The sequence below is a fragment of the Thermococcus gorgonarius genome, assembly GCF_002214385.1.
Lineage (GTDB): Archaea > Methanobacteriota_B > Thermococci > Thermococcales > Thermococcaceae > Thermococcus > Thermococcus gorgonarius.
This window is the reverse complement of sequence record NZ_CP014855.1, coordinates 1,151,022-1,174,523: the sequence shown is the minus strand read 5'-3', so window position 1 is coordinate 1,174,523 and position 23,502 is coordinate 1,151,022. Positions and strand designations below refer to the sequence as shown.

The 23,502-nt window shown below is 51.5% G+C and carries 27 protein-coding genes; 16 read left to right on the top strand and 11 right to left on the bottom strand.

Annotated elements, in window-relative coordinates; genetic code table 11:
• Window positions 1-16: 16 nt before the first annotated feature.
• Window positions 17-625, top strand: coding sequence for a class I SAM-dependent methyltransferase (locus A3K92_RS06535; protein WP_088885497.1), 609 nt, complete (start codon window positions 17-19; stop codon window positions 623-625).
• Here A3K92_RS06535 and A3K92_RS06530 read toward each other — a convergent pair.
• The 3 genes from A3K92_RS06530 to A3K92_RS06520 are packed head-to-tail and all read right to left on the bottom strand — an operon-like array spanning window position 591 to window position 2,478.
• Window positions 591-827, bottom strand: coding sequence for a hypothetical protein (locus A3K92_RS06530; protein ID WP_088885496.1), 237 nt, complete (start codon window positions 825-827; stop codon window positions 591-593). The genes A3K92_RS06535 and A3K92_RS06530 overlap by 35 nt on opposite strands.
• A 39-nt stretch (window positions 828-866) precedes the next feature.
• Window positions 867-1,466 carry a NifB/NifX family molybdenum-iron cluster-binding protein gene (locus A3K92_RS06525; protein WP_088885495.1) on the bottom strand — a complete coding sequence of 200 codons (600 nt, stop codon included), beginning with the start codon at window positions 1,464-1,466 and terminating at the stop codon, window positions 867-869.
• A gap of 52 nt (window positions 1,467-1,518) precedes the next feature.
• Window positions 1,519-2,478: a radical SAM protein gene (locus A3K92_RS06520; protein WP_088885494.1), complete on the bottom strand. Its 960-nt coding sequence runs from the start codon at window positions 2,476-2,478 to the stop codon at window positions 1,519-1,521.
• Window positions 2,479-2,534: 56 nt separating this feature from the next.
• On the opposite strand from A3K92_RS06520, the gene A3K92_RS06515 reads away from it, so the two are divergent.
• The 3 genes from A3K92_RS06515 to A3K92_RS06505 are packed head-to-tail and all read left to right on the top strand — an operon-like array spanning window position 2,535 to window position 4,596.
• Complete coding sequence (locus tag A3K92_RS06515; RefSeq protein WP_232460849.1) at window positions 2,535-3,203, top strand: class I SAM-dependent methyltransferase; 669 nt, start codon at window positions 2,535-2,537, stop codon at window positions 3,201-3,203.
• A gap of 5 nt (window positions 3,204-3,208) precedes the next feature.
• On the top strand, window positions 3,209-3,949 hold the full coding sequence (locus A3K92_RS06510) for a Rossmann-like domain-containing protein (protein ID WP_088885492.1): 741 nt from the start codon (window positions 3,209-3,211) through the stop codon (window positions 3,947-3,949).
• The gene (locus A3K92_RS06505; protein WP_088885491.1) at window positions 3,946-4,596 is read left to right on the top strand and encodes an MBL fold metallo-hydrolase; all 651 of its coding nucleotides are present in this window, start codon (window positions 3,946-3,948) and stop codon (window positions 4,594-4,596) included. The genes A3K92_RS06510 and A3K92_RS06505 overlap by 4 nt, the downstream gene beginning before the upstream one ends.
• Here the strand turns inward: A3K92_RS06505 and A3K92_RS06500 are convergent.
• Genes A3K92_RS06500 through A3K92_RS06490 form a run of 3 tightly spaced genes read right to left on the bottom strand, consistent with a single transcriptional unit; the run spans window position 4,593 to window position 5,978 of the window.
• The gene (locus tag A3K92_RS06500) at window positions 4,593-5,123 is read right to left on the bottom strand and encodes a DUF2250 domain-containing protein (protein ID WP_088885490.1); all 531 of its coding nucleotides are present in this window, start codon (window positions 5,121-5,123) and stop codon (window positions 4,593-4,595) included. The genes A3K92_RS06505 and A3K92_RS06500 overlap by 4 nt on opposite strands.
• Entirely contained in the window at window positions 5,071-5,502 is a 432-nt protein-coding gene (locus A3K92_RS06495) for a methyltransferase family protein (protein WP_088885489.1), read from the bottom strand. The genes A3K92_RS06500 and A3K92_RS06495 overlap by 53 nt, the downstream gene beginning before the upstream one ends.
• A 59-nt stretch (window positions 5,503-5,561) precedes the next feature.
• Window positions 5,562-5,978, bottom strand: coding sequence for a NifB/NifX family molybdenum-iron cluster-binding protein (locus A3K92_RS06490; protein WP_088885488.1), 417 nt, complete (start codon window positions 5,976-5,978; stop codon window positions 5,562-5,564).
• A 71-nt stretch (window positions 5,979-6,049) separates the two neighbouring features.
• Between A3K92_RS06490 and A3K92_RS06485 the strand changes: the two genes are divergently transcribed.
• Complete coding sequence (locus tag A3K92_RS06485) at window positions 6,050-6,928, top strand: P-loop NTPase (protein WP_088885487.1); 879 nt, start codon at window positions 6,050-6,052, stop codon at window positions 6,926-6,928.
• A complete protein-coding gene (locus A3K92_RS06480; protein WP_088885486.1) occupies window positions 6,928-7,818 on the top strand; it encodes a nucleotide-binding protein in 891 nt (296 codons plus the stop codon). Before A3K92_RS06485 ends, A3K92_RS06480 begins: the two co-directional genes overlap by 1 nt.
• Here the strand turns inward: A3K92_RS06480 and A3K92_RS06475 are convergent.
• Window positions 7,815-8,156 carry a DUF134 domain-containing protein gene (locus tag A3K92_RS06475; RefSeq protein ID WP_088885485.1) on the bottom strand — a complete coding sequence of 114 codons (342 nt, stop codon included), beginning with the start codon at window positions 8,154-8,156 and terminating at the stop codon, window positions 7,815-7,817. The genes A3K92_RS06480 and A3K92_RS06475 overlap by 4 nt on opposite strands.
• Window positions 8,157-8,399: 243 nt before the next feature.
• Here A3K92_RS06475 and A3K92_RS06470 point away from each other — a divergent pair, with 243 nt between their 5' ends.
• The 4 genes from A3K92_RS06470 (at window position 8,400) to A3K92_RS06455 (ending at window position 13,875) form a co-directional block, all read left to right on the top strand.
• Window positions 8,400-9,476, top strand: coding sequence for a hypothetical protein (locus A3K92_RS06470; protein WP_088885484.1), 1,077 nt, complete (start codon window positions 8,400-8,402; stop codon window positions 9,474-9,476).
• A 94-nt stretch (window positions 9,477-9,570) separates the two neighbouring features.
• Entirely contained in the window at window positions 9,571-10,536 is a 966-nt protein-coding gene (locus A3K92_RS06465) for a helix-turn-helix transcriptional regulator (protein ID WP_232460848.1), read from the top strand.
• Window positions 10,537-10,547: 11 nt separating this feature from the next.
• Window positions 10,548-11,240, top strand: a complete 693-nt coding sequence (locus tag A3K92_RS06460) for a metallophosphoesterase (protein WP_088885483.1) — start codon at window positions 10,548-10,550, stop codon at window positions 11,238-11,240.
• A 46-nt stretch (window positions 11,241-11,286) separates the two neighbouring features.
• The gene (locus A3K92_RS06455; RefSeq protein ID WP_088885482.1) at window positions 11,287-13,875 is read left to right on the top strand and encodes an ATP-dependent helicase; all 2,589 of its coding nucleotides are present in this window, start codon (window positions 11,287-11,289) and stop codon (window positions 13,873-13,875) included.
• A gap of 4 nt (window positions 13,876-13,879) precedes the next feature.
• On the opposite strand, the gene A3K92_RS06450 is transcribed toward A3K92_RS06455, so the two are convergent.
• Entirely contained in the window at window positions 13,880-15,097 is a 1,218-nt protein-coding gene (locus A3K92_RS06450) for a methionine adenosyltransferase (RefSeq protein ID WP_088885481.1), read from the bottom strand.
• 285 nt (window positions 15,098-15,382) lie between these two features.
• Window positions 15,383-16,846 (bottom strand): DHH family phosphoesterase, encoded by a 1,464-nt coding sequence (locus A3K92_RS06445; RefSeq protein ID WP_088885480.1) that lies wholly within the window; start codon window positions 16,844-16,846, stop codon window positions 15,383-15,385.
• Between the two features lie 145 nt (window positions 16,847-16,991).
• Between A3K92_RS06445 and A3K92_RS06440 the strand changes: the two genes are divergently transcribed.
• On the top strand, window positions 16,992-18,647 hold the full coding sequence (locus A3K92_RS06440; RefSeq protein WP_088885479.1) for a DUF2226 domain-containing protein: 1,656 nt from the start codon (window positions 16,992-16,994) through the stop codon (window positions 18,645-18,647).
• A 159-nt stretch (window positions 18,648-18,806) separates the two neighbouring features.
• Window positions 18,807-19,280 (top strand): pyruvoyl-dependent arginine decarboxylase, encoded by a 474-nt coding sequence (locus A3K92_RS06435; protein WP_088885478.1) that lies wholly within the window; start codon window positions 18,807-18,809, stop codon window positions 19,278-19,280.
• 1 nt (window position 19,281) lies between these two features.
• Here A3K92_RS06435 and A3K92_RS06430 read toward each other — a convergent pair whose 3' ends face one another.
• Entirely contained in the window at window positions 19,282-19,776 is a 495-nt protein-coding gene (locus A3K92_RS06430) for a hypothetical protein (protein WP_232460847.1), read from the bottom strand.
• Window positions 19,777-19,870: 94 nt separating this feature from the next.
• Between A3K92_RS06430 and speE the strand changes: the two genes are divergently transcribed.
• The 4 genes from speE to A3K92_RS06410 are packed head-to-tail and all read left to right on the top strand — an operon-like array spanning window position 19,871 to window position 22,732.
• Window positions 19,871-20,740 carry a polyamine aminopropyltransferase gene (gene speE / locus A3K92_RS06425; RefSeq protein ID WP_088885477.1) on the top strand — a complete coding sequence of 290 codons (870 nt, stop codon included), beginning with the start codon at window positions 19,871-19,873 and terminating at the stop codon, window positions 20,738-20,740.
• Window positions 20,741-20,743: 3 nt separating this feature from the next.
• Window positions 20,744-21,610, top strand: a complete 867-nt coding sequence (locus A3K92_RS06420) for a lysylphosphatidylglycerol synthase domain-containing protein (RefSeq protein WP_157722434.1) — start codon at window positions 20,744-20,746, stop codon at window positions 21,608-21,610.
• A gap of 29 nt (window positions 21,611-21,639) precedes the next feature.
• Complete coding sequence (locus A3K92_RS06415) at window positions 21,640-22,305, top strand: hypothetical protein (protein ID WP_088885475.1); 666 nt, start codon at window positions 21,640-21,642, stop codon at window positions 22,303-22,305.
• 52 nt (window positions 22,306-22,357) lie between these two features.
• Window positions 22,358-22,732, top strand: coding sequence for a hypothetical protein (locus A3K92_RS06410; protein WP_088885474.1), 375 nt, complete (start codon window positions 22,358-22,360; stop codon window positions 22,730-22,732).
• Between the two features lie 34 nt (window positions 22,733-22,766).
• Here A3K92_RS06410 and yjjX read toward each other — a convergent pair whose 3' ends face one another.
• Window positions 22,767-23,348, bottom strand: a complete 582-nt coding sequence (gene yjjX / locus A3K92_RS06405) for an inosine/xanthosine triphosphatase (protein ID WP_088885473.1) — start codon at window positions 23,346-23,348, stop codon at window positions 22,767-22,769.
• Window positions 23,349-23,502: the final 154 nt, after the last annotated feature.

Sequence of the window (23,502 nt, the reverse complement as noted above, 5' to 3'; positions counted from 1 at the left end):
CCTCTCGGTGATTTTTGTGTACCGGGAGAAGTACGACAGAATAGCTAACTTTTACGAGCTCCTTGAGAGGCCACTTGACAGGTTCTTCAATCCCCTCCGTGAGAGGGCGGTTTCCCTCGCCCGGGGTAGAACGCTCGAAATAGGCGTTGGCACTGGGAAAACGCTCGCTTACTATCCTCCCGGCCTTGAACTCTACGCCGTTGACGGTTCCGAGAAGATGTTGGAAATAGCAAAGAAAAGGGCGAAAGAGCTCGGCATTCGCGTGGAGTTTAAACTTGCCGAAGCCGAAAGGCTGCCTTTTCCTGATAACTACTTCGACACGGTTATCTCTTCCTTCGTTTTCTGCACGGTTCCAGAGCCAGAGAAGGCGATGGAAGAGATAAGGCGGGTTCTAAAACCCGGCGGAAAGGCCATCTTCCTTGAGCACACAAGGAGTGATGATAAACTCGTGAACTACCTCTTTCTCCTGCCGATGAAAGCCCTTTTGAAGCCCCTACTGGACGATGACCCGTTGAGGGAAACACATAAACTGGTAAGGGAGCTCTTTGAGGTGGAAAAAGAGGAAACGTACTACCGCGGAATAGTTAGGCTCATAGTGGCCAGAAAGGTCTCCGGTAGGGCCTGAGAAAGCTCCAGAGCAGGAACAGCACAACCAGAGCCACCACATAGGTAGCAGCGACCAGGAAGAGCTTGAAGAGCACGTAGAGGATCAGGAGCAGGAACACTAAATCAATCAGTCCGTAAAGTCCCCCGAAGGGTAAGAACCTGTATCTAGGGTAGCCTCTCCCGAAGCCCCTGCCGTAGCCCTTTCCCATTCCCCTCGGCATTTTTTGACCTCCTAAAAGTCAAAAGAGGAGAGGGAAAAGTCACCACCAGCCGAAGAACCTGGCGAGCCAGGCCCTCCTGCTCGGCTGGCCGGTCCACGGACAGTATCCGAGCCTCGCTCCCCAGCCTCTGCCTCCTCTTCCCCATCCACGGCCCCAGCCGCGTCCTCTTCCCCAGCCGCCTCTGCCCCATCCGGGGCCGTAGCCATAGGCCGGGTACGGCGGGTAAACTGGCGTAGTCGGATACGGGCCGTACGCTGGAGCTGGAGTTGTTGGGGTTGTGGGGGCAACTGGCGCCGTAAACTGTCCGGCCGTGCCACTGACGACAGCCTTTATTGCCTCCTCAACGGGAGTTCCTGGCGCGACCTGATAGAGCCTTATGCCCGCTGCCTGTATGGCCCCGAGGGCGTTCGGGCCGACCTGTGGGGCTATTATCGCCTCAACCCCTTCGTTGATGAGGGTCTGAACTGCCATCGGGCCGGCTCCACCGCCGACTGTTGAAGCTGGATTCTGGAGAACCTTCTCGCTGATAATGTTTCCGTTTTCATCTACTTCTGCTATGTAGAAAGCCGGAGCACGGGCGAACACCGGTGCAACCGTATCGTTCCTTCCTCCACCGTTGGTTGGGATCGCGATCTTCATAACCATCACCTCCAATATTTTGTGCATATGCACAACATTTAAACTTTTCGGTTCACCTAACTGGGGGTTCCCTGCTCTTCAGCCTGCGCATGTAAAAGCGCTTCCCGTTGTACTCCAGCTCTATGAGCTTTCCTTCCCTCAAAAGCCTCTCAACGACGCCCCAGTCTGCGCTGGCTTTCTTCAAAAGTTCTCTTACAGCATCTTCACGCATCGGGTGAACCGCCGTTATGCTCAGCAAGTCTTCTTCCACGTTTCCGGTGAAGGCGAAGGTGTTGCCCTCATAGCCTATCAGGTATTCAACGCGGTCTTCTCCAAGCTTCTCGGCGAAGACCTGAAAGGCGCGGTTTATCACCTCTTCCTTGGCTGGCCTTACCCACTCCTCAGCTGGAGGTCTCGTCGGGATCGCTATGTAAGCAACATTGGGCTTAAGTTCAGCTAAGAAGTCCGCTATCCTCTCAAACTCGTCGCCGTAGTCTACACCATCAATCAGCATCGTTTCGGTGACCACTTTTCCCCTGAAGGCCTTCCTGAACTCAAGCATTCCCTCGAGAATTCTCTCAAGGCTCAGGCTCTTGTGGGGCCTGTCTACTCTCCTCCAGAGGTTCTCGCTGACGGCATCGACCTTGAGGGAAACAAAGTCGAACTTGAGGAGGTCTTCCCTTACGTCCTCGCGCCAGATAAGTGAGGAATTGGTGAGTATCGCGAGCGGAATTCCGAGCGTTTTCAACAGCTCAGCTTCCTTTCCGAGATTTGCATCAAGCGTCGGTTCACCGTCGGGGACGAAGGTTATGTAGTCTGTCCTCTCACCTCTCTCCTCTGCTTCCTCAACCTTCTTCCTGACTTCTTCAAAGATCAGCTCGGGCTCGTAAAAGGGCCTCCTCTCAAGCTTCATCCTCAGGGTTCTGCCTATCTGGCAGTAGACGCAGGCAAAGGAGCAGACCTTATCGGGAATGTTGTTTACCCCAAGGCTCCTCCCGAGCCTTCTAGAAGGAACTGGCCCAAAGGCTATCATATCACCACCCGGCGTTAGGTCTGCCTAAAAGCGTATAAACGTTTCCTGCCCCAAAGGTGATAAGGGACAAAGCCTATCGAGAGGTGGGGATGGTAATGCCCAAGGTGGAGCCCTTCGAGAAGCACCGCGACCGCTATGAGAACTGGTTCGAGAGGCACAAATACGCTTACCTCTCTGAGCTTGAGGCCGTCAGAAAACTTTTGCCAAAGGAGGGAAAAGGGGCCGAGATAGGCGTGGGGACTGGTCGCTTTGCGGCACCGCTCGGAATAAAGCTCGGAGTCGAGCCCTCCAAAGCAATGGCAGAGATAGCGAGGAAGCGAGGGATAGAGGTCATTGAAGGCGTTGCGGAAAATCTTCCCTTCCCGGATGAGAGCCTTGACTACCTTCTGATGGTCACGACGATCTGCTTCGTTGACGACCCTGAAAAGGCCCTGCGCGAGGCTTACCGCGTGCTGAAGCCGGGTGGGGCCCTGATAATAGGCTTCGTTGATAGGAACAGCCCGATAGGAAGATACTACGAAGAGCACAGAGAGGAGAGCGTCTTTTACAGGGACGCTAGGTTCTTTTCTACGGAAGAGCTCTTAGAACTGCTCAAAAAGATCGGCTTCAAAAAGTTTGAGATTGTTCAGACCCTCTTCCACAAGCTAGACGAGATAAAAGAAGTCGAACCCGTTAAGCCCGGCTACGGTGAGGGGAGCTTCGTGGTTATAAAGGCCGTGAAGTGATGGGTATGTTACTCTCAGGAATAAAGAAAAAGGCCTTGAAACTGGCCGAGGGGCTTGAGCTGGTGGATTTTGGCTTTGCACTGCCCTACACGTGGGTTTTGGCTGAAGGGCCGGAGGGAAAGGCCTTAGGAGTTGCCATGACCCTTCCGGAGGAAGTGCAGAGATACAGAAACTCGATAAGCGATCCTTCACTTAAGGCCTTTATCGAGAGGGCCGACAGCCTGAACGTGATCGAGCGCACCTTGGGATTGGCGGCTATAAATGCGGTCTCGCAGTACCACATAGACCTTAGCAACGCCGAGTGGGTTGACGTGCTTGAGCTTTTGCCCGAGAACGCTGGGAAAGTGGCTCTAATAGGCAACATGCCCCCTTTAGTTAGGGAACTCCGCAATAGGGGCTATGAAATCTACGTATTCGAGAGGAACGCCAAGCTCTGGGACAGAGACACTTACAGCGATGCCCTCGAGTACCACCTTCTGCCCGGGATGGACGCCGTTATAGCGAGCGCGAGCTGTCTGGTTAACGGGACGATAGATATGCTCCTCGACAGGGCGAGAAAAGCCGAGCTCTTCGTCCTTACGGGCCCGACGGGCCAGCTTTTGCCAGAGTTTTTGAAAGGCACTGGCGTAACGCACCTCGCCGCTATGAAGGTGGTTGATATCGAAAAGGCCCTTTTGGGGCTGAAGCTTGGCTCCTTTAGGGGATTTGAGGAGGGGAACAGGAAGTACGTGGTGAGAGTTGTATGAGGCTCACAATCCTCAACGACAACGTGCCCTCGAAGGGTTTCCTAAACGATTGGGGCTGGAGCATATTGGTTGAGGGAAAGTATCGCTTTCTCTTCGATGCGGACACGAGGGGAGAGGTTCTAATCCATAACTCTAAAGTTCTGGGCGTTTCTCTCAAAAACCTCGACTTCGCCGTTTTAAGCCACTGGCACTACGACCATTACGGCGGTTTCCCTCTGATAGCCAAACTCAACCCCGGCTTGACGCTTTACGCGCCTCCAGGTGGGAGGATTGAGGGGCTTAGGGTTGTTGAGATCCGCAGCGCGGACGAGATAATCGACGGGATATGGACTTCCGGGGCTTTGGATGGCTTTGAGCACGCGATAGGAGTGGAAACAACTTCAGGACTCGTCGTCATCGTCGGTTGCTCCCACCCTGGCGTGGACAGGCTTACCAAAGCCATACTCGAGGTTTCGGGCTACGAGAAAGCCCACCTCGTCATAGGCGGCTTCCATTATCCCTCACGGAGAACCCTTAACAAACTCGCCAGAATGACCGAATTCATAGCTCCAGCCCACTGCTCTGGCGACGATGCAAAGGCCTACGTGAGAAAAGGGTATTCTGAGAAGTTCGTGGAAGTGAGGACAGGGAGTGTTCTTAAAGTTTAAACACTCAGAAACTCCACCAACAGCTTAAAGAACGTTGTTTTCCTGCCGTTCGGCGTTATGAAGCGGTGCAGGAGGAGTTCTTCTCTGATTTTGTCGCCCCTGAGATCCTTTGGGAGCTCATTGAAGTTTTTAGCCTCTGCCAAAGCCCTCACAACCTTCCATCCGCCTGGAAAAAGCGAGTCAAAGTAGTTCTTCAGCCACTTCTCATCGATTGACCTGACGAAAAGCTCTCCCTCGCGCGAGAGACGAGAATAAGTATGGTGCTTGTGAACCTCGAAGGCCTTCTTAAACCTCGCCTTGCTCCTCTTTATCGCGCTTCCAGAGTCCCGCTCCACCAGTCCGGCTTCCATTAGGTCTTTTATCGCGTCCTCGATGAGGGAAAGGGGTAGCTCGCTCATCTTCGCCATCATCTTGGCGTAGTCAACGCCCGCTTTTCTGAGGTGAGCTAAAACGTAGAGATGAACAGGTAAAAGCTCAAGGCCTTGGAATGAAGCGGGGCGTTCTTTCCGCGTATCTCCGCCACTCATCGCCGAACCTCTCCTCCAGCGCTTGTTCCTCCTCGCCAATGAAGACGAGAACAGATAACCAATAAACGATCGGGAGAGCGAGCATGAAGCCACCGACTACGAGCGAAAAGCCCGGAAGGATCAGGAAGCCCCAGATTGAGTATATCGGGTGTCTAACCTTGGAGTAGCATCCCGTGGTTAGGAGCTCGCCCTTAGCGTATGCCCTCGAAACCTGGAAGTAGCAGAAGAGCCACAGGGCCACGCCGATCGCCATCAGGAAGATACCCGGCTTAACAAGCTGAATAGAAGTCACGTTAAATCGGTCGTTTAAATAAAAAGCGGCCGCCGCGTACGGGGCGGAGAGAACAGCTACCTTTGGCACGATTCCCCAGAACTTCATGGGCGGCACCTTTGGGATGGGAAGTTTCCCCTCTGGCACGGGTCAAATAAAGTGAAAGGTCACTCCTCGACGATCGGCTTTTCGATGGCTCTCTTCTTCTCCTGCACCTGTTCCCAAAGCTCGTCGAAGTTCTCAACGACCCTCTGGAGGGCGAGCTTTATGTCCCTCGTCCTGGTAAAGAAGGCCACCTTGTTTGTCTTGTCGCGGATTCTCAAAAAGTTCGGGCCCATTCTAAAGGCTGCAAGGACGTCAACGTCGAGGAGCTGGCTGACAACGGCTTTGAACTTCCGCGGGTCGCCGTGGCCCTCGTCATGTTCCTCTTCGAAGTCTTTGGCCTTGTTGTGCCTCTTTTCGAGGAGTTTAACGCTACCATCTTCGCAGACTTCATAAATTGCGAAGAACTCAGAATCGCCGTAGTGGGCGTCTATGAGGTGTTCATCGTCCTCCATTCCAAAGGCGACCTTAAGGCACCTCATGCTATCACCGTTTTGAGCGTATGCACAAAGCTTAAAAGCTTTTAGGTTGGCCTAATTCCGGAGGTGAGAGCTTGCAGGTAGCAGTGAGCGGTGGAAAGGGAGGAACTGGGAAGTCTACCGTCGCCATTAATCTTGCGGTAGCGCTCAGGAATCTGGGAGTTAACCTCACAATGGCAGACTTGGACGTTGAGGCCCCAAACGACCACCTTCTCCTCGGGGTTGACCTGGCCAACGAGGAGCCGGTGAACCAGTTCATGCCGCGCTTTGACTACTCGAAGTGTACCAAGTGCAGAAAATGCGCCGAAGTATGTGAGGAGCACGCCATAATCACCCTGAAGGATGGAACTCCTTTCCTGATGCCGACCCTCTGCTCCGGTTGCAGGGCCTGTGAAATAGTTTGTCCAGTTCCGGGGGCAATCCTTGAGGGGTCAAGACTTATCGGGCACATCTACGTAACCGAAACCCCCTACGGCTTTACTCTGGTGACCGGAAAACTGAAGGAAGGCGAGGAGAGGTCGATGCCCCTCGTCGTGGCCGCCAAGAGGAGGGCAATGGAAATACATGAAAAGACGGGCGGAATTTTCCTCGTTGATACTGCCGCTGGAACCGGCAACACCGTTTCAAAGGCCATCGAGTTCTCGGATCTCCTCATAGCGGTTACGGAACCAACTCCGCTTGGAATTCACGACACCGAGCTAATCCTCGAACTGGGAAAGCTCATGGAAATTCCCACGTGGGTAGTGATAAACAGGGCTGACCTCGGCGAGAAGGGGAAGGTCTACGAGTTGGCCAAAAAGTACGGTGCCGAAGTAGTGGCTGAAATACCCTACAGCGAGAAGGTAGTGAGGAGCTACGTTAGCGGAAAGCCGATTGTCCTGAGCGATTCTCCCGAGGCGGAGATATTCAAAGCAATTGCCGAGAGGGTTCTCGCTTTTGGAGGTGGTGAGTGATGCAGCTGGCTATAGCGAGCGGTAAAGGCGGCGTTGGGAAGAGCAGCATAACGGCCTCGCTCCTCTACTTCCTGAAAGACAGGTATAGGCTCATAGCCGTGGATGCCGATGCAGAGGCACCGAACCTTGGCCTTCTCCTCGGGGTTACCGAGTGGGAGGAGGAGAGAGAGCACGTAGGTGCGAAGGTAGCGAGGATAAACACCGAGAGCTGCATAAGGTGCGGCATATGTTACGAGCGTTGCCCCTACGGATGCATCTACATAGACGATGAGGGCAACTACGTCGTCAACGAACTCACCTGCGAGGGCTGTAACGTCTGCGGATTGGTCTGCCCAGTTGCGGGAACGATAACCCTCGAAGAAGTCCGCTCAGGGGTTATAAGGAAGGCCACAACCAAGTACGGCTTTCCGATCATATCTGCCCAGCTCGACGTTGGCCGGCCGGAGAGCGGTAAGCTCGTCACCGAGGAGAAAGAGTGGGCGAAGAAGATAATGGAGGAGCTAAACCTGGAGCATATGATAGTTGATTCCGCCGCTGGAATCGGCTGTCAGGTTATAGCGAGCCTTGGAGGAGCGGACGTGGCCATACTCATAGCCGAACCCACTCCAGCATCGCTTAGCGACGTTCAGAGGGCTTACAAGGTCGTCCAGCACTTCAGGGAGCCGGCTTATCTCATAATCAACAAGGCCGATATAAACCCCGGCTTTACAAAGCTGAGGGAGTGGGCCGAAAGCGAGGGGATTCCAATACTCGGCGAAGTTCCTTACGACAGGGCAATTCCTAAGAGCATGAGCCTCCTCAAGCCGGTCGTTGAGGCTTTCCCGGAGAGTCCCGCAAGCAGGGCCCTTAAGGAGATTGCCGAGAGAATAGCCGAGGAGATACTCGGCTAATCCTCCTTTATTTCCATTCTTGGCGCCTCGTTTCCCTGCGGAAGGATTATCAGTTCCCTCCCCTCTACAAGCATCTGGGCAACTTTCTTTCTGGCAGAACTAAGGGCCCTCCAGACGGTGCCCCTGGAAACACCCATCCTCTGGCCCGCTTCCTCCTGGGTTAAACCCTCATAATCGACGAGCCTAAGGGCCTCAAACTCTTCATAGGTCATGAATACGGGAGGTTTGGGTGGAACCATCGGGGGGAGAGCGGGATAGAAGTGTTTGACCTGGGGGATGAATCCTATCATTCTCATCTTTCTTCTCCTTCCCCTGCCCCAGCCCATTCCACGTGGCATAATTCTCACCATCCAGCCTCTGTTTTTGGAGGGAAGCTTTATGAAGCTTATGCAAGATCCATGATCTCGAACTAGCAAGGCTTTAGTTAAGATAATAACTGGAAGAATTGTTTTGTTGGGCTAGCACAGCAGTTTAAAACTTGTAAATAAATGGTGGAACGATCTGGAACGTTTTCTCACTTTCCGTTTCAGCGCATCCCTCATATAATGAAAGTTCCCTAATCAAAAACGAGGTGAAGAACCATGAAGGGGATAAAAGCCATACTTGTAATGGCAATGCTGGTACTTTCAATGGTACCCGCTTACACCTTGGCAGGAGCGGCAGAGGTTACTGAAGGGGCTTCGATGCAGGCCTCTTTCAATGCCTCTGTCAACGTGACTGTTAATGCAACTGGACTTCAGAAGGCTGCAGAGAACCTCCTGAAGATAGTTGACAGGCTGGCAAACTACACCAGTGGACTCATTGCAAACGTGAGCAACCTGACCAATGAGACCATGGAACAGTTTAACAGGGCAGAGGAACTCAGAAAGGAAGCCTGGAGCCTCTACAACAGCGGGGACTACAAAGGGGCCCTTGAGACGGCTATTAAAGCAATGAGGTCTTACAAGATCGTCATAAAAGAAGAAACCTCTGTAGAAACCAACGAGACGGAGAGAAAGGGACCCAGCAACGAGACCATCGCCAAGGTCGAGGCCCTCAGGATGAACGGCTACTTCAGGCACGCAGAGCTGATCATCAATGCTGCCAAGATGAGGGGAATAAACGTTACGGAAGTTGAGGAGCTCTACAACGAGACCAGAGAAGCCTACAGGAAAGTGGTGGAAGACGCCATGAGCGGCAACAGCACCGCACTCACGGAGGACCTTGAGAAGGCCAGGGAGCTGAAGAAGCAACTGGATGAGGCCCTGAGAGAGCTTGGAAAGGAGTTCCTTAAGGTCAAAGGCAATTCCATAGCCAGTGCCTTTACCTTCAGGGTAGAGATGGAGATTAGGGCCCTTGAGAGGCTTAGAAACGTCCAGGGAATAAACGCGACCCTTGTTGAGGAGCTCAGGCAGCAGCTGGTTCAGCTCAGGGAGAACGTAACCCAGCTCGTCAGAGAGGGCAAGTACCTGGAGGCCGTCAAGATAATAAAGGAGGCCACGCCGAGACTCAAGCTCGTAGCCGCCCACCTCAGGTGGATTCACAAGAAGGACGAAATGCGCTGGCCCGTCTGGAGGCCGGGGAACCCCGGAGAACAGAACCAGAGTTTTGTGATTAACTGGAGCAGCCAGTGGTCTGGAATGTGGGATGGACACGAAAAGCACGGAAAGCGTCCGTGATCTCTTTTGTTTGTTTTTGCCTTTTTATTTAAGCTAAATTCCCTGAATAAACCTTTTTAAGGGACAAGTTTTTATGAATACTAGAGGTGATAAAATGGACGGTCACATGAGGCTGTCTTTGTCAGTCTTGGTCATGATCATCGCGGGCTTGCTAATGGCACCGGTTCCGGTTAAGGGTCAGACTGTTTCATCCCTTTCTCTGACCGTCTACGAGGATGGTTACGTACTGGTCAACGAGACAGTCTTGACCGCAAACTACACCGTAGTTCTCGACGTCCCTCTGCTCGGTCAGCACGTTGAGGGCTTCATAGCGGTTGATGAAAACGGCGAACTCCTTCCCTACGAGATCTCCGGTTCAAACGCGACAATTTACTTTGGAAACGTCTCGGTTGTTCAAATCTCGTATTTCACCCCGGATATAACGACTAAGGAAGGTGCCGTCTGGACTCTGTCCCTTGAGAGCCCTGTTCAGGTTTATATAATCCTCCCTGAGGATGCCATAATAACTGACCTCAGCGAAGTTCCCCTGAAGATACAGGACAACCTTCTGGTGATGCCCCCCGGAAACATCAGCGTCTCTTACGTGCTCCAGGCAAAAACCAGCACGGGGTCAGTAACATCGTCCTCAACGACATCTTCTATTATTCCAGGAAGTGGAGGTGGTGGAAGCTCTACTACCCCCTCCCCGGGAGGTACTGGTTCTGGAATTGGTGGAAAGCTTGTGGCCGCTGTGATAATCGGCCTGGTGATCCTTGGGGGCCTATACGCCTACCTGAGCAGGGATAAGAAATCAGGAACTTCAATGGAAACGGCTGCCCCTGAGGCACTGAGAAAGTTCAGGGAGAAGATAGAATCCATGGAAGACCTCAACGATGACGAAAAGGGTGCCCTTATTTACCTTGTGGAAAACGGGGGTAAAGCGCCCCAGTCCAAGGTCAGGGCTGCTCTGGGGATTCCCAAGACCACCGCCTGGAGGATGTTCAAGAGGCTCGAAGAAAAGGGCCTGGTCAGGGTTTACAAACTCGGCAGGGAAAACTGGGTGGAGCTAGTCCTTGAGTGAGGGTGCCACCCTTGTCTGTCTTTAAATTTCTCCCCGAAAAGGCCCTGATGGTGGGAAAGAATCTGCTGGTAGCTGATCTTCACGTGGGTTTTGAGGAGGCCCTGGTAAGTGAGGGCCATTACGTGCCGAAGCTTTTGGGAAATCTTATTTCCTCTCTCAAGGCCGTCCTTGAGAGGGAAAGACCCAAAAGGCTCATAATAGATGGCGACCTCAAGCACTCGTTCGTTCCCATTAGGAGGGAAAAGGCCGAGCTTAGGGCATTTTTCGAGGGGATTGATGGATTGGTCGATGAGGTAATCCTCGTCAGGGGAAACCATGATGTGGGGGTTTTGTGGCTCAGAGAGCTTGGCGTTGAAATCGTAGACGAGCTGGATCTTAAAGGGTGGAAAGTTGTACACGGACACAAACTGGTTGAGGGCGAGCGCTTCATCATCGGCCATGAACACCCTTCAATAAGGCTGAGGGACGAGGTGGGTGCTGCCGTAAAGGTGCCCGCTTTTTTAAAGGGACGGGATTTGGTCGTTCTTCCGGCTTTCAGCCCGTGGGCCTACGGGAACGATGTAACGAGGGAGATTGTTTCCCCGTTTTTGAAAAAGACCGATGTCCTTAATCTTAGAATTCTGGTTCCCGCTGGTGGAGAGGTCCTTGACTTTGGGGAACTGGGAAAACTCCTAGAGGCTATGAGGAAAATCAGCCGGGTTTGATTTTGGATACCAAAAAGTTTTTAATCGAACCTAAGGAGTGGGAACCATGATACGCTGGGCTGAAAGGGAGTACAGCGACGAAGAGATATTGTCCATTCTCACCGAACCCGTAAAGGTGTGGTTTAAGCGGAAGTTCGGGAGCTTTACACCGCCCCAGCGCTACGCCGTCCTTGAGATACACAAGGGAGAGAACGTCTTGATTTCCTCACCCACCGGTTCTGGAAAAACTTTATCCGCTTTTCTGGCGGCAATAAACGAGCTTATTCTCCTCGGGAATGAGGGAAAGCTTGAGGACAAAATTTACGTCCTCTACGTCTCACCGCTTAGAGCGTTGAACAACGACATCAAAAGGAACCTTGAGGGCCCACTGGCAGAGATAACGGAGGTCGCGAGGGAACTCGGCTACGAGTTGCCTGAAATCCGCGTCGGCATAAGGACGAGCGACACTTCAAGCTATGAAAAGAGCAAGATGGTTAAAAAGCCGCCGCACATCCTTATAACCACTCCTGAAAGTCTGGCGATAGCTTTAAACGCTCCAAAATTCAGTGAGAGGCTTAAGACGGTTAAGTACGTTATCATTGACGAAGTCCACGCCCTGGCCGAGAACAAGCGCGGTTCCCATCTTGCCCTCACGATAGAGAGGCTCCAGGAGATGGCTGACAGGGAGTTCGTTAGAATTGGTCTGAGCGCTACTATACACCCCCTTGAGGAGATAGCAAAGTTCGTTTTCGGTTTCAACGATAACGGGGAGCCAAGGTCAGGCCTTATAGTTGACGTGAGCTTTGCCAAGCAGACCGAGATAAGTGTTGAGAGCGTTGTGGACGACTTAATATACACCCCCTCGGATGTACTCAGCGATGCACTCTACAACCGCCTGGCCGAGCTTATCAAAAAGCATAGGACAACTTTGATCTTCACCAACACCAGAAGCGGTGCCGAGAGGGTCGCGTTTAACCTAAAAAAGCGTTTTCCCGAGTTTGAGGGGCTTATAGAGGCACACCACTCCTCGCTATCTAGGGAAGTTAGGCTGGATGTTGAGGAGAAGCTGAAGCGTGGGGAGCTCCGGGCGGTAATCAGCTCAACAAGCCTGGAGTTAGGGATTGACATCGGCACAATAGATTTGGTGGTTCTCATTGGTTCTCCAAAGAGCGTCAATCGCGCTTTGCAGAGGATTGGAAGGGCCGGCCATAGGCTTCACGAGGTAAGTAAGGGGGTAATTTTGGCTCTGGATAGAGACGATCTGGTTGAAGTTACTGTTTTAGCCCACAACGCCCGCAACAGAAGGCTCGATAGGGTTAAGATACCCAAAAACCCCCTCGATGTCCTGGCTCAGCACATCGTTGGAATGGCGCTTTACAAGGTGTGGGACGTTGATGAGGCCTATCGCCTGGTGGGGCGTGCCTACCCGTATCACGAGCTGCCTTTCGAGGACTTCATGTCGATCCTCAAGTATCTCTCTGGAGGTTATGAGGGTCTTGAGGACAGGAAGGTTTATGCCAAAATCTGGCTTGAGGGCGGTAAGTTTGGAAGAAGAGGTAAGATGACGAAGGCTATTTATTACATGAACGTGGGAACCATTCCAGACGAAGCAAAGATCAGGGTTTACACGATGGACAAGCAGATGATTGGAACCGTTGAGGAGGAGTTTGCCGAGAGGCTGATGCCGGGGGATATCTTCGTTTTAGCTGGGAGAACCTACGAGTTCGTCAAGAGTAGAGGAAACAAGATATACGTGGTTCCCAGAGAGGGTGCCAAGCCAACCATTCCCGCCTGGTTCTCAGAGATGCTGCCTTTAAGCTTTGATTTAGCTCTCGACATACAGCGTTTTAGGAGGGAGCTCAAGGGAATCCTTAACAGAAAAGACGTGATAAAAAGACTTATGCGAAAATACGGCATAGATGAGAAAGCGGCGAGGGCAATAGTTGCTTATTTCCGCGAGCAGGCGAAGTATTCGATTGTTCCGGATGACGAAACCGTTCTGGTTGAAGAGGTTGAGAAGGAGAACACCTACGAGTACTTCTTCCACACGCTCATTGGCAGGAAGGCCAACGACGCCTTAAGCAGGGCTTTTGCCTACGCAGTGGGCAGATGGAAAGGGGTAAACGTTGGGATAGCCATAAACGACAACGGCTTCCTCCTTAGGGTTCCAAAGGAGGCCAGGCTTTCGGAGGCCGAGATAAGAGAGCTCTTCCGGATTGAAGACCTCCGTGAGGTTCTCAAGAGGGCTCTGGACAACACGGAGCTTTTGAAGAGGCGTTTTCGCCACGTTGCCAACCGCGGGTTCCTGATACTGAGACGCTATGTTGGAAGGAGCAAAAGATTGGGAAGACAGCAGGTAATAGCGGTTTCCCTTCTCAAAGTCCTGAAGGAGAACTATCCGGACTTTCCGCTCCTAAAGGAAGTCTACCGCGAGATAATGGAGGACAAGATGGACGTGGAAAACGCCGAGCTCTTTCTGAACTGGGTGAGGGAAGGAAAGGTTAAGGTGGTCTTTGAAAGGCATGAGCTCCCCAGCCCCTTTGCATTCAATCTCGAAACGATAGGCTCAAGCGACGTCGTTCTCATGGAGGACAGGAGGGAACTGATAAAGCAACTCCACAGGAAAATAATGGCGATAATAGAAGAAAAAGGCTGAGAGTTCAGAAGACGTTGAGCTTATCCTCGAGGATCATCTTCTGGATCTTGGTTATGTCTGCCAGCCATGCATCCGCTATCTCGTAGGCCGGCCTCTCGATGACCTCGAGTGAGTAGCCCTTCTTTGGTATTATCTGAACGCTTGCAACGAGTGGTTCATCAATCGGCTTGCCGATCTGGCTCAGGATCCTGACGTAGACCTCCTCCACACCCTCGACCTGCTCGGCTATGTCGTTGGCTATCAGCATTGCGAGGAGGTTGTAGATCTTTCCAACGTGGCTGACCGGGTTCTTACCGGCTGCAGCCTCCATGCTCATGTGCCTGTTCGGGGTGATTAAGCCATTGACGCGGTTGCCTCTTCCGACGGAACCGTCGTCTCCGGCCTCTGCGCTCGTTCCCGTGACGGTGATGTAGTAGATGTCGTTCTTCGGGTCGTCGGCGGTGTTGACGTAGATCTTGGTCGGCCTCTGGGTGTGGGACTCAACGACTTCCTTGGCAGCTTCGTAGATGGCCTCCTTGACGGCCATGTAGTCGTCCGGGTTGTCCACTTCACTGTCCACTATGGCCGCAGCGATGGTGAGGTCTATCTCGTCCCCCTTCCTGAGACCCATGACCTTGATGTCCTCTCCAACTGCCGGCCACTTCTTCTTGAACTCGTCGCTGTTGAGGAGCTTTTCCGTCTCGAGGACAATCCTCTCGGTCTCGCTGAGCGGGGCGTAGCCAACTCCAAAGGAAGTGTCGTTGGCGAGCGGAATCGGGTTCTCCTTGGCCTTGTTAAAGACACCGACGAGGTCAACGCTTCCCTGCCCGATGCGGGAGTCTATGACCACGTGGTGCTCAAGGTCGAGGTGCCTGACTGCTTTCCTGAGGTAGTCCTTTGCAGCCTTTATGGCTATCTCGTGAACCGGGAAGAACTCCTTGTCCACCATCTCGACGGCCCTTCCGGAGAGGAGGATGTAGATAGGCTTTATGACCTCACCGCCGCCGAACCTTGGATAGGCCCTTCCGCCAACCACTTCAACCTGGTCGGTGTTGTGGTGGAGGATTATGCCGTACCTCTTGATGTACTCCCTGCTGAGGGCTCTGCTTACTGCCTCGGCAATGCCATCGGCAATGCTGTCCGGGTGGCCTATCCCCTTTCTCTCGACGAGCTCGACCTTCTGCATCTCAACAGGAGTCCTTACCATCTCCTCAACGACTATGTTCCTGACTTTCTCAACCATGAGCGTCACCTCCAGATGAGCATGAGCAGGTCTGTTCATCATCTTATATACTTTTCGGCATGAAGTAACCACAGGAATATTCCTAATGGTTATTAGAGCTGAAAGCCTTAAATATCACCCTGATAAATTTTCAACGACGGTCGCGCCCGGTGGCCCGGGCCCGGGAGCGGGCTTGTGCCAGCGATGAGCGGGTGCGACGATGCCGGGCGCATAGGGCCCGAGCTCCGGACCGCCGGAGAGAGTAGAAAAGCTTACCATGAAGGCGGGGGATCACTCGGGCCCACATCAGCTTTCTTTGATTCCCAGGGCTTCGAGGAACTTTTCCGTTATTGCCTCCTCAACGAGCCGTAGGAGGGAGTTTTTGTCCTTAGCCAGCTTGAAAATCCCGAGGGGGATTCTTGCACCACCCATGGTTGGGTGTCCTCCTCCGCTCCCTATGTCACTGAAGGCTTCCTTCATAACCGCCCCAATGTTCACCCTCACGTCCCGGGTTCTGGCGGATATCTCTATGTAATCGTCGACGATTCCGAATACCAAAACCGTGCTTATCCCCTCTAGTCTCAAAAGAAAGTCTGCTGATTCCGCTACGGCGTCCCTGTTGTTTATGAACCCAACGTTTGAAATGAGGAGGTTTTTGTAAGTTCTTCTGTTCAGTATTGCCCTGGCCAGTATCTCCGCTGTCTCGGTGGAAATATCCGGGTGTTCAATTCTGTCCAGAATCTCGTAGTTGACTTTGCCCGCGAGAAACTCGATGGCCTTGAGATCCACGTGGCTAAGCTTTGAGAACTTCTTTGTGTCTGTGTATATCCCGTAGAAAAGGGCGGTGGCAACGTTCTCGGGCGGGACTATGTTCAGGGATTTTATGTACTCCGTTAATATCGCCGCTGATGAGTTGACTTCTGGCCTTATGTCAATGAAAACGTCATCCGGCAGGTAGTCGTACAGGTGCTGGAATATCTGGTGGTGGTCTATTATCACCTTTACCCTGTCAAGATCCTCCTTGTCAAGGACTGTTATGTTTCCGTTTGGCTGAGCATCAACAATGGCTATGAACTGATGTCTTCTGAGCTCGTAGGAACCCTTTGAAAGGCGTCTTATATTGATTCCAAGAAGGTTAACGAAGGCCTGATTCTCGTGGTGTGTTATTTCCCCGCCGTAGCCTATTGTGGTCTTTAATCCTGCGTTCTGGGCGATCATGGAGAGGGCCAGCGCGGATGAGAGTGAGTCTGGATCCGGGTTGTCGTGGGTTATTATCAGGAGCGAGTCCCCGCTTTTTTTCAGCTCTTGAAGTTTTCTGAACAAAAGGGTGGCGTTTTTCTTTTCTCCAAGATCTAGTATGGTTCTCAAAAATGCGTCGGTTATTGCCCTCTGCGGGTAAATGCCGTAGTCTATTCTGGCCTCCTTTTCGAACTCCTCGAGGATTATATCTTCTAGCGTTTCTTTGGGCATATCATCGGGAAGAAGTGTTATTATTGGAACGTTGGAATTGTTACTCCGGATTATATAGACCGCCTTTTTAACAGTCTCAACGTTTCTTGTCGTTATAACAACCGCGTCAGCCTTCTCGAGGCCTGCTTTGAGGAGCGTGGCCGTGTATGAGAAGTCACCCTGTACAACGTTGAACCCTACCTCGGAAAGAGATTTGGCACGTATTTCATCCTTCTCTATTATGGTTATCTCAAACTCCCCTTTGAGGGCCTCGGCTATCTGACGACCAATGCTGCCCCCACCGAGTATCAGTATCCTCATAATCACCACCCATGATCAACAACGTTTAAATAGGTACGTTGCTTAACTCAAACCCGGAGCTCTTTGCGTCGCTTGAGTCTAGGATTAACGGATATATATAGGTGTCGCTGCTAATCAGAATGAGAAACAACAAGCTGGTGGGAATATGAAGCTGCCCAGCTTAACTCCCCTTAAGGAAAACATTGTGATAACATCATCGGAGGATTTGCTCAGTGAGATTCAAAATATCCTCTCAACGACAGAGGGGGCCTTCGTCAAGCTTTTCGGCAAAAAAAGTGGTCAGGGGTACTACATGGAGATTCTGATGGATCGCTCAAAGATTCTGGCTATTGAGGGCCAGAAAGTCGGTTCTGGAAAGAACATCTCTGGAGAGGAAGCACTTTCGCTCCTCAAAGAACTCCTTAAGGGGCCTGTAATAGTTGATTTCTACGCCCTCGACGAAATAGGTGTAAAGCTGTCGATAGCCGACAACCTTGAGGCATACGCCGAAACCCCCAAAGTTCCGATAGCTGATCTGTTCTCCCACCCGGAATCCAAACACTCTCCTCAAGAAGGTGCCCAGGTAGCTCCCCAGACAGTTCAGAGACCGGCTAAGTCCCCAGAAGAGAAAAAACCAGAGTCCACCCAAAAAGCAGTAAGCGCGGGAACTGTAGAAGAGGTTGAAATAGTAAACGAGATTCCGAATGGAGACTTCTTAAACGATGCCCTCAGGGAGTACGCCAAGCACCTGATATCTGAAGCCAATAGGGTTAGAACACTTCAGCTGACTAAGATTGTATTCTCGGGAGAGGTGAGTGGAGGTGTTCTGTATCTAAACGTCCACATGTACGGACACAGTGAAGGGCAGATGCGGGAAGTTGCGGAGAAAAGAATGCTCCACGCTATAAGCAAACACGCCCCGATTATACTCAGGGTGGCCGATACAAAGCCTATACTTCGGGATATAAAAGTAATCCTAGACGGGAAGGAAGTTGCTCCCCAGCAGATAGTGGAGAGAGACAGGAAGAAGACGGGAAAAGTGGACGAGGATGGCAGGATAACCCTTTCCGTTCTTGAAGATGTGTGGCCCTATTTCAGAGCGATGGCTAGGACTGTAATCGGGGAGATCCGGGAAGCTGGAATCAACGTTACAGCTGCCAGCTTTGACATCAAGGGCCGCAGAGAGTTTGAGGTGAACGCGAAGCTCGTGGTTGAAACGGACTTACCGAATGACCGCGTCGAAAATCTCATAAGGAGTATTATTACGAGACACTCCAAAGAGCTCGGAAAGACTCTCAACAGGTATATAACCGTGCACAACATTGAAGTGGAGACCATTGAAAAGGTAGCACCTTCAGTGCAAATTAAACCAAAATCTGCCAAGGCGGCCCAGATAATAGAAAAGAAAAAGGAGCTAGAGAAAGAGGTTGAAAAACTCCTGAAACAGGCCGGTATCGATGAACTCACTTTCCTTACCGAAGAGAAGAAGAAGGAGAGTGAGCAGACTCTCCTGAGGAGTAGGATAGAACCCGCCATGGAAACCCTGAAGGCGAGGCTTCACACGGAGCTTAAACTAATTTCCCGCGTGACGTTTAAGTGGCTCAAACTAAGCTGGGACGTTAAAGACAACACAGTTTATGTAAGCATCGAGGTGTCCTTCCTTAAGGAGGAAGGTGTTGGTCTCTTTGGGTCTTTCTTGGGCGTTGATGAAGAAAAACTCAAGAACGATGCAAAGGAAACTATTCTGCGTGTTATCCGGGACGTGTCCAGAGAGTACAGCATCCCCATAAAGCTCAGAAAACTCAACGTTATAGTAAGGTAGGTTCCCTTCCACCTTTTTGTGTCGATTGATAGCTCCTTCCTGCGTGATTAAACCTTCGTTCTGGTGGGTCTTTCCTCTCTGTCCCCCAATGTTTTCCGAAACGTTTATTAACCAATTGACCTCGTGAGGAGTAGTTCAAAAGTGAGATAGGTGGTGAAGATGAGCTGGATGACTCCTAAGAGGGCTTTCATAGGTGCTGCAGCCGCTGAAGGGGGAACAAAGCTTAACGCTTTCGATAACGCACTTCTCAAGCTCGGGATAGGTAACGTCAACCTCGTCAAGCTCAGTAGCGTAATTCCAGCCCACATCGAGTGGATGGAGAAAGTTCACGATGTTCCCATAGGAATGCTCCTTCCGACGGTCTATGCCCACATCGAGAGCGACGAACCTGGAATGACCATCAGCGCGGCCCTTGGAGTAGGTATAAGCGAGGGGAACGAAGGCGGCCTGATCTACGAGTATTCCGGCTACTGCACCAAGGAAGAGGCAGAGGAAATGGTCAGGAAAATGGTCGAAGAGGGATTTAGAGTCAGGGGCTGGAAGCTCAAGGAATTCAGGGTTGCTTCAGCCGAGATAACGGTTAAGGATAAGCCAGCTGCCGTAGTGGCGGCGGTCGTTATGTTCCCTTACTGACTCATATTTTTTCAATTTCAAGAAGGGTGAATTCATTCCCCGTCTTCTCAAAGGTCATGCGGTATCTGGCGTTTTCCTTTACTGCAAGTACTTCCACGTAGCCTATGCCTCCCTCTTCGTAGACGTTCATCCATATTGTCTCAAATCCCCTCCTGGAAAGTTCGCTCTTGAGAATACCCCTGATTTTTGTTCCAGGTATTAGAACACTTCCATCGGTTTTTCCGTTAAGAAACGTCCATATTTCCATAAAAACACGTCTTGGATTTGAGGAATCGACGGGAAGCATGAAGTAGAGCTTTCTCTCATCCTCATCTTTTAAGAGAAACCTGTGATAGCTCCCGTTGAAAACGACAACGCTGAGCTCAACTTGAGGGAGCTCCCCTGCTTCTATCTCTCCGACGAGATGAGGAACTCCGTAGTTCATTCCCTCCTCTATCTCTCTCGCCAGGTAGGTTACCTTCTTGAATAGTTCTTTTCTGACGATGTTTATGCTCATGGTTGATACCCAATAGTAGAGGTTTATAACTTTTGTCCCGACCGTTGCCATTAGGTTTAAAACATCAACCTCCCCTGTTTTAGTGGTGGTGGCTATGGGATTCAACGCTGAAGATAACGCTTTCATTGAATGGTACCCCCGTGGATACGGTGTCGGTTTTAAGGTTAAGAGGAGGCTCTTTGAAACTCAAACGCAGTATCAGAGGCTTGAAATATACGAAACCGAGGGCTTTGGAAAGCTTTTAGTTTTGGACGGCACTGTCCAGCTCGTGGAGGTGGGTGAAGAGAGTTATCACGAGGTCTTGGTTCACCCCGTAATGCTTGCTCACCCAAAACCAAGTAGGGTTCTGGTTATAGGCGGGGGCGATGGGGGAACTTTGAGAGAAGTCTTGAAGCATGGAGAAGTTGAAAGGGCCGTAATGGTTGAGATAGACGAGGGGGTTGTTGAAGCCTCTTACCTGTACCTCGACGTTGCAAAGGACCTCCTTGAGAGGCTCATAAAAAAGGAAGAACCCAGGGCCGAGCTCATAATCGGCGATGGGGTCAAGTATCTAAAGGAAACTGGAGAGAGATTCGACGTGATAATCGTGGACTCCACGGATCCCGTTGGTCCCGCAAAGCTTCTGTTCTCCGAGGACTTCTACCGTGATGCCTACGAGAAACTGAACGACCCAGGTCTGTACATAACCCAGGCGGGAAGCGTTTATCTCTTCACCAGCGAGCTCATAGATGCGTACAGGGCAATGAAAAAAGTATTTGACAGGGTCTATTACTTTAGCTTTCCAGTGATAGGCTATGCCTCACCCTGGAGTTTCCTAGTTGGTGTAAAAGGTGACGTAGATTTTAGAAAGGTAGATCTCGAAAGGGCAAAGGGGCTCAAACTATACTACTACGATCCGGAGAGGCATGAGACACTCTTCCAGATGCCCAAGTACGTTAGGGAGCTTTTGGAATCGGGGGAGTAAATATTGAGAAAACGAAAGGTCTTTTCCCTTTTGATAACTCTTCTCATTGTGCTCTTTTTTCTCTACCGGATCGGGGATGAAACCGGCAGTTCCAATTTTCACTTTGAGGAACCCTGGTATCTGCTGGTTGCATTCGCCGCGGGAATTTTTGCCTTTCTCCTGTACACTGCCTCTTGGTATTTCATTCTGGGCCACGCGGGAGTGTCCTTTAAAAAACTGCTCCTCCTGAACCTGATGGGCAGCTACGTTTCAATATCGGTAAACTCCGCCCTTGGGACACTCATCAAGTGCAAATACCTTGGGATTGGGTGGGTTCGTTCAATTGGGACTTCCGCCATGGTCGCTGTCTTTGAGCTCTTACCCGGACTTTTTGTTCTTCTGTTGAATGGATCATGGTATGCTGTTCCCGTTGTAGTTCTGTTTCTGTGGGCGATTTTTCATGAGGACTCCCTTTACAGGGTTATCGCCAAACCCTTCGAACTCCTGAGGCAGGAAAAGTTCATAGAGGAATTCTATTCGGGTTGGAAGCTGGCCAAAAAGGGTAACCTCCCGGCGGCTTTTATCTCAACTCTCGTCCAAGTTTTCTTTTCGTCTCTGGCTTTAATCTCAACTGGAAGAGCTTTTGGATGGGAATTCAAGCTGACCAGTGCATTTGTTGCCGTCCTGTATTCCACTGTTCTGGGGATGATTGGAACGCCCGGGGGAGTCGGTGGAAACGAGCTTGGCATCGTGCTTGCACTTGATATTAGTGGGAAAGCCGTTGGAGTTGCCTTTCTTTACAAATTCCTCACCCAGTACGTGTACATAATTCCAGGGGCGTTCGTGTTCTACCGGGTTCTGTCATCTCAGAAAAGTTTATTGGATGAGTAACGTGGTCATTTACGAACGGGGGAGTGACCTTGGAAGCAAGCGGGAGTGGCCTTAAGGGTGTGCTTGACCAGATTCAGCTCAGGAAAAAGCGACTTCAGGCTCTTGTTGACATAGCCGAACAGAGCCTTCTTAATGAGGAGAGCAGAAAAAAGCCTCCCGCGGAAGTTGGGAGTCATTTTCCCATGACTTACGTTTGGATCGCTCTAGCCTGGATTATCGGCGGGCTGGTGATCCTCTATTACATCAGGGTTCAATACGGGGGAACCATCGGAGGACTCTCAGGACTTTCAATCGGCATATACTCGGTTCTGGCGCTGGGATTTGCCCTTATGGTGGTCGTTTATTACCTAAACCGAAACAAGAAAGTGGAGACTTTTGATCTTAGTGAAAGGGGAAGAGCTGCTAAAAAGCTTATCAAGGAGTTCTACACCCCTTTGGAAAACGCACTTGAAAATGACGACTTGGATGGGCTTCTCTCTCTTGCCGATAGGCTCCTGGAGGATCCTCTTCTGGCCAATGCCATGGAGGCCACTAAGGAAGGGGATCCAAAGGTTGCAGCCTATGCCCTCTACCTCTACGTTTCGTATAGGCGAGGTAAGGTGCCGATAGAGGAGGTAATGACGTCCCTTGAGACTGTGGACAATAAACCCCTAAGACTCCTCCTTGAAACCCTTCTCCCGGGTCAAGAGATTTGATAACGAAAGGTTAATAAAAAGTTATGCTAAAATTAGTCTGGAGGTGATAGGTATGGTGCACGAATACATAAAGGGCAAGACCAAGGAGTTCTCGAAGGAGGAGAAGGAGAAGCGCTACAAGTACCTAGGAAAGGAGGTCATAGACGTCGGCGACCCCGGACTGGACAGCATACCCGAGTTCTACGGCATAGCGAACGCAATCTGGCGCGACTGGAAAAACGGTGAGATAAGCACAAGGACAGCCCTCGGAAGGCTCGCACTCCTCAAGTTGCTCACCTACAAGACCAAGAACAAGAAGATAGCCGATATTCCGGAGGAAGAGCTTGAGGAAGTCAGGAAGTTCATAGATTATGTCATCCAGGTCATCAAGAACGAGAGCAGGAGGAAGGGTGAGCCTGAGGAAGAGAGGCAGGTGGAAAACGCTTAAAATTCTCAGACACAACTTTCTACGCCCTCCCCTCTCACACCCCCGTGAGCGGTGAGCGGGGGGCGGTCGGGGAGGGCACATTTTTCAAACCAAAGAGCTCTGGATTCATCCGCGGAACCATAGCCATGAGCACGGCAAGCTTGTTCAGCTCCTTTCTCGGTAGGATTCCATGCGTGAGGTAGCCTATGGCACCGGTTTTCCTCTTCAGGTCCTTCTCCCCGACGAGCTCGTCCATGGCCTTCCCTGCCTCAACTCCTTCCTTTATCCTCTTGATGACGTAAGGCGGATACTCAAAGCCAGGCCCGTGGCCTATGGTAATCTGGCCTTCCCTATCGAGGATAGCGCAGAACTGGATGTCGAAGTAGCCCGTGAGGGAGTGCGGAACTGGGTAAACGCCTGCCTCGATTCCAACTCCCATGTCCGCGTTTCCCTTCTCCAGGGCTTGCCGGGCGCGGTTCATCGCCCCTCTGATGGTCTCCTCCATTCCAACGGGCTGGTCTGGCACGCCACTCTCGACTTCAACGCCAAAGACCTCGACGTCCCCGTAAATCATCTCCATGACCTCTTTAACGGCCAGAACTTTGGTCGGGTTTGTTGAGCCAACGGCAATCCTCACGATAATCCCCCTTGGAGAGATTCCAAAAACCTTATAAATAAAATCCCCAACTTTGGCCCGATACCCATGAGGGGGGAGTGTTTTATCCTTCGCTTCGCCCGTTTCGCGGCTTAGGCCCTCTTCTGGGTTAGCATTGATTATCACTTCTGGAGGG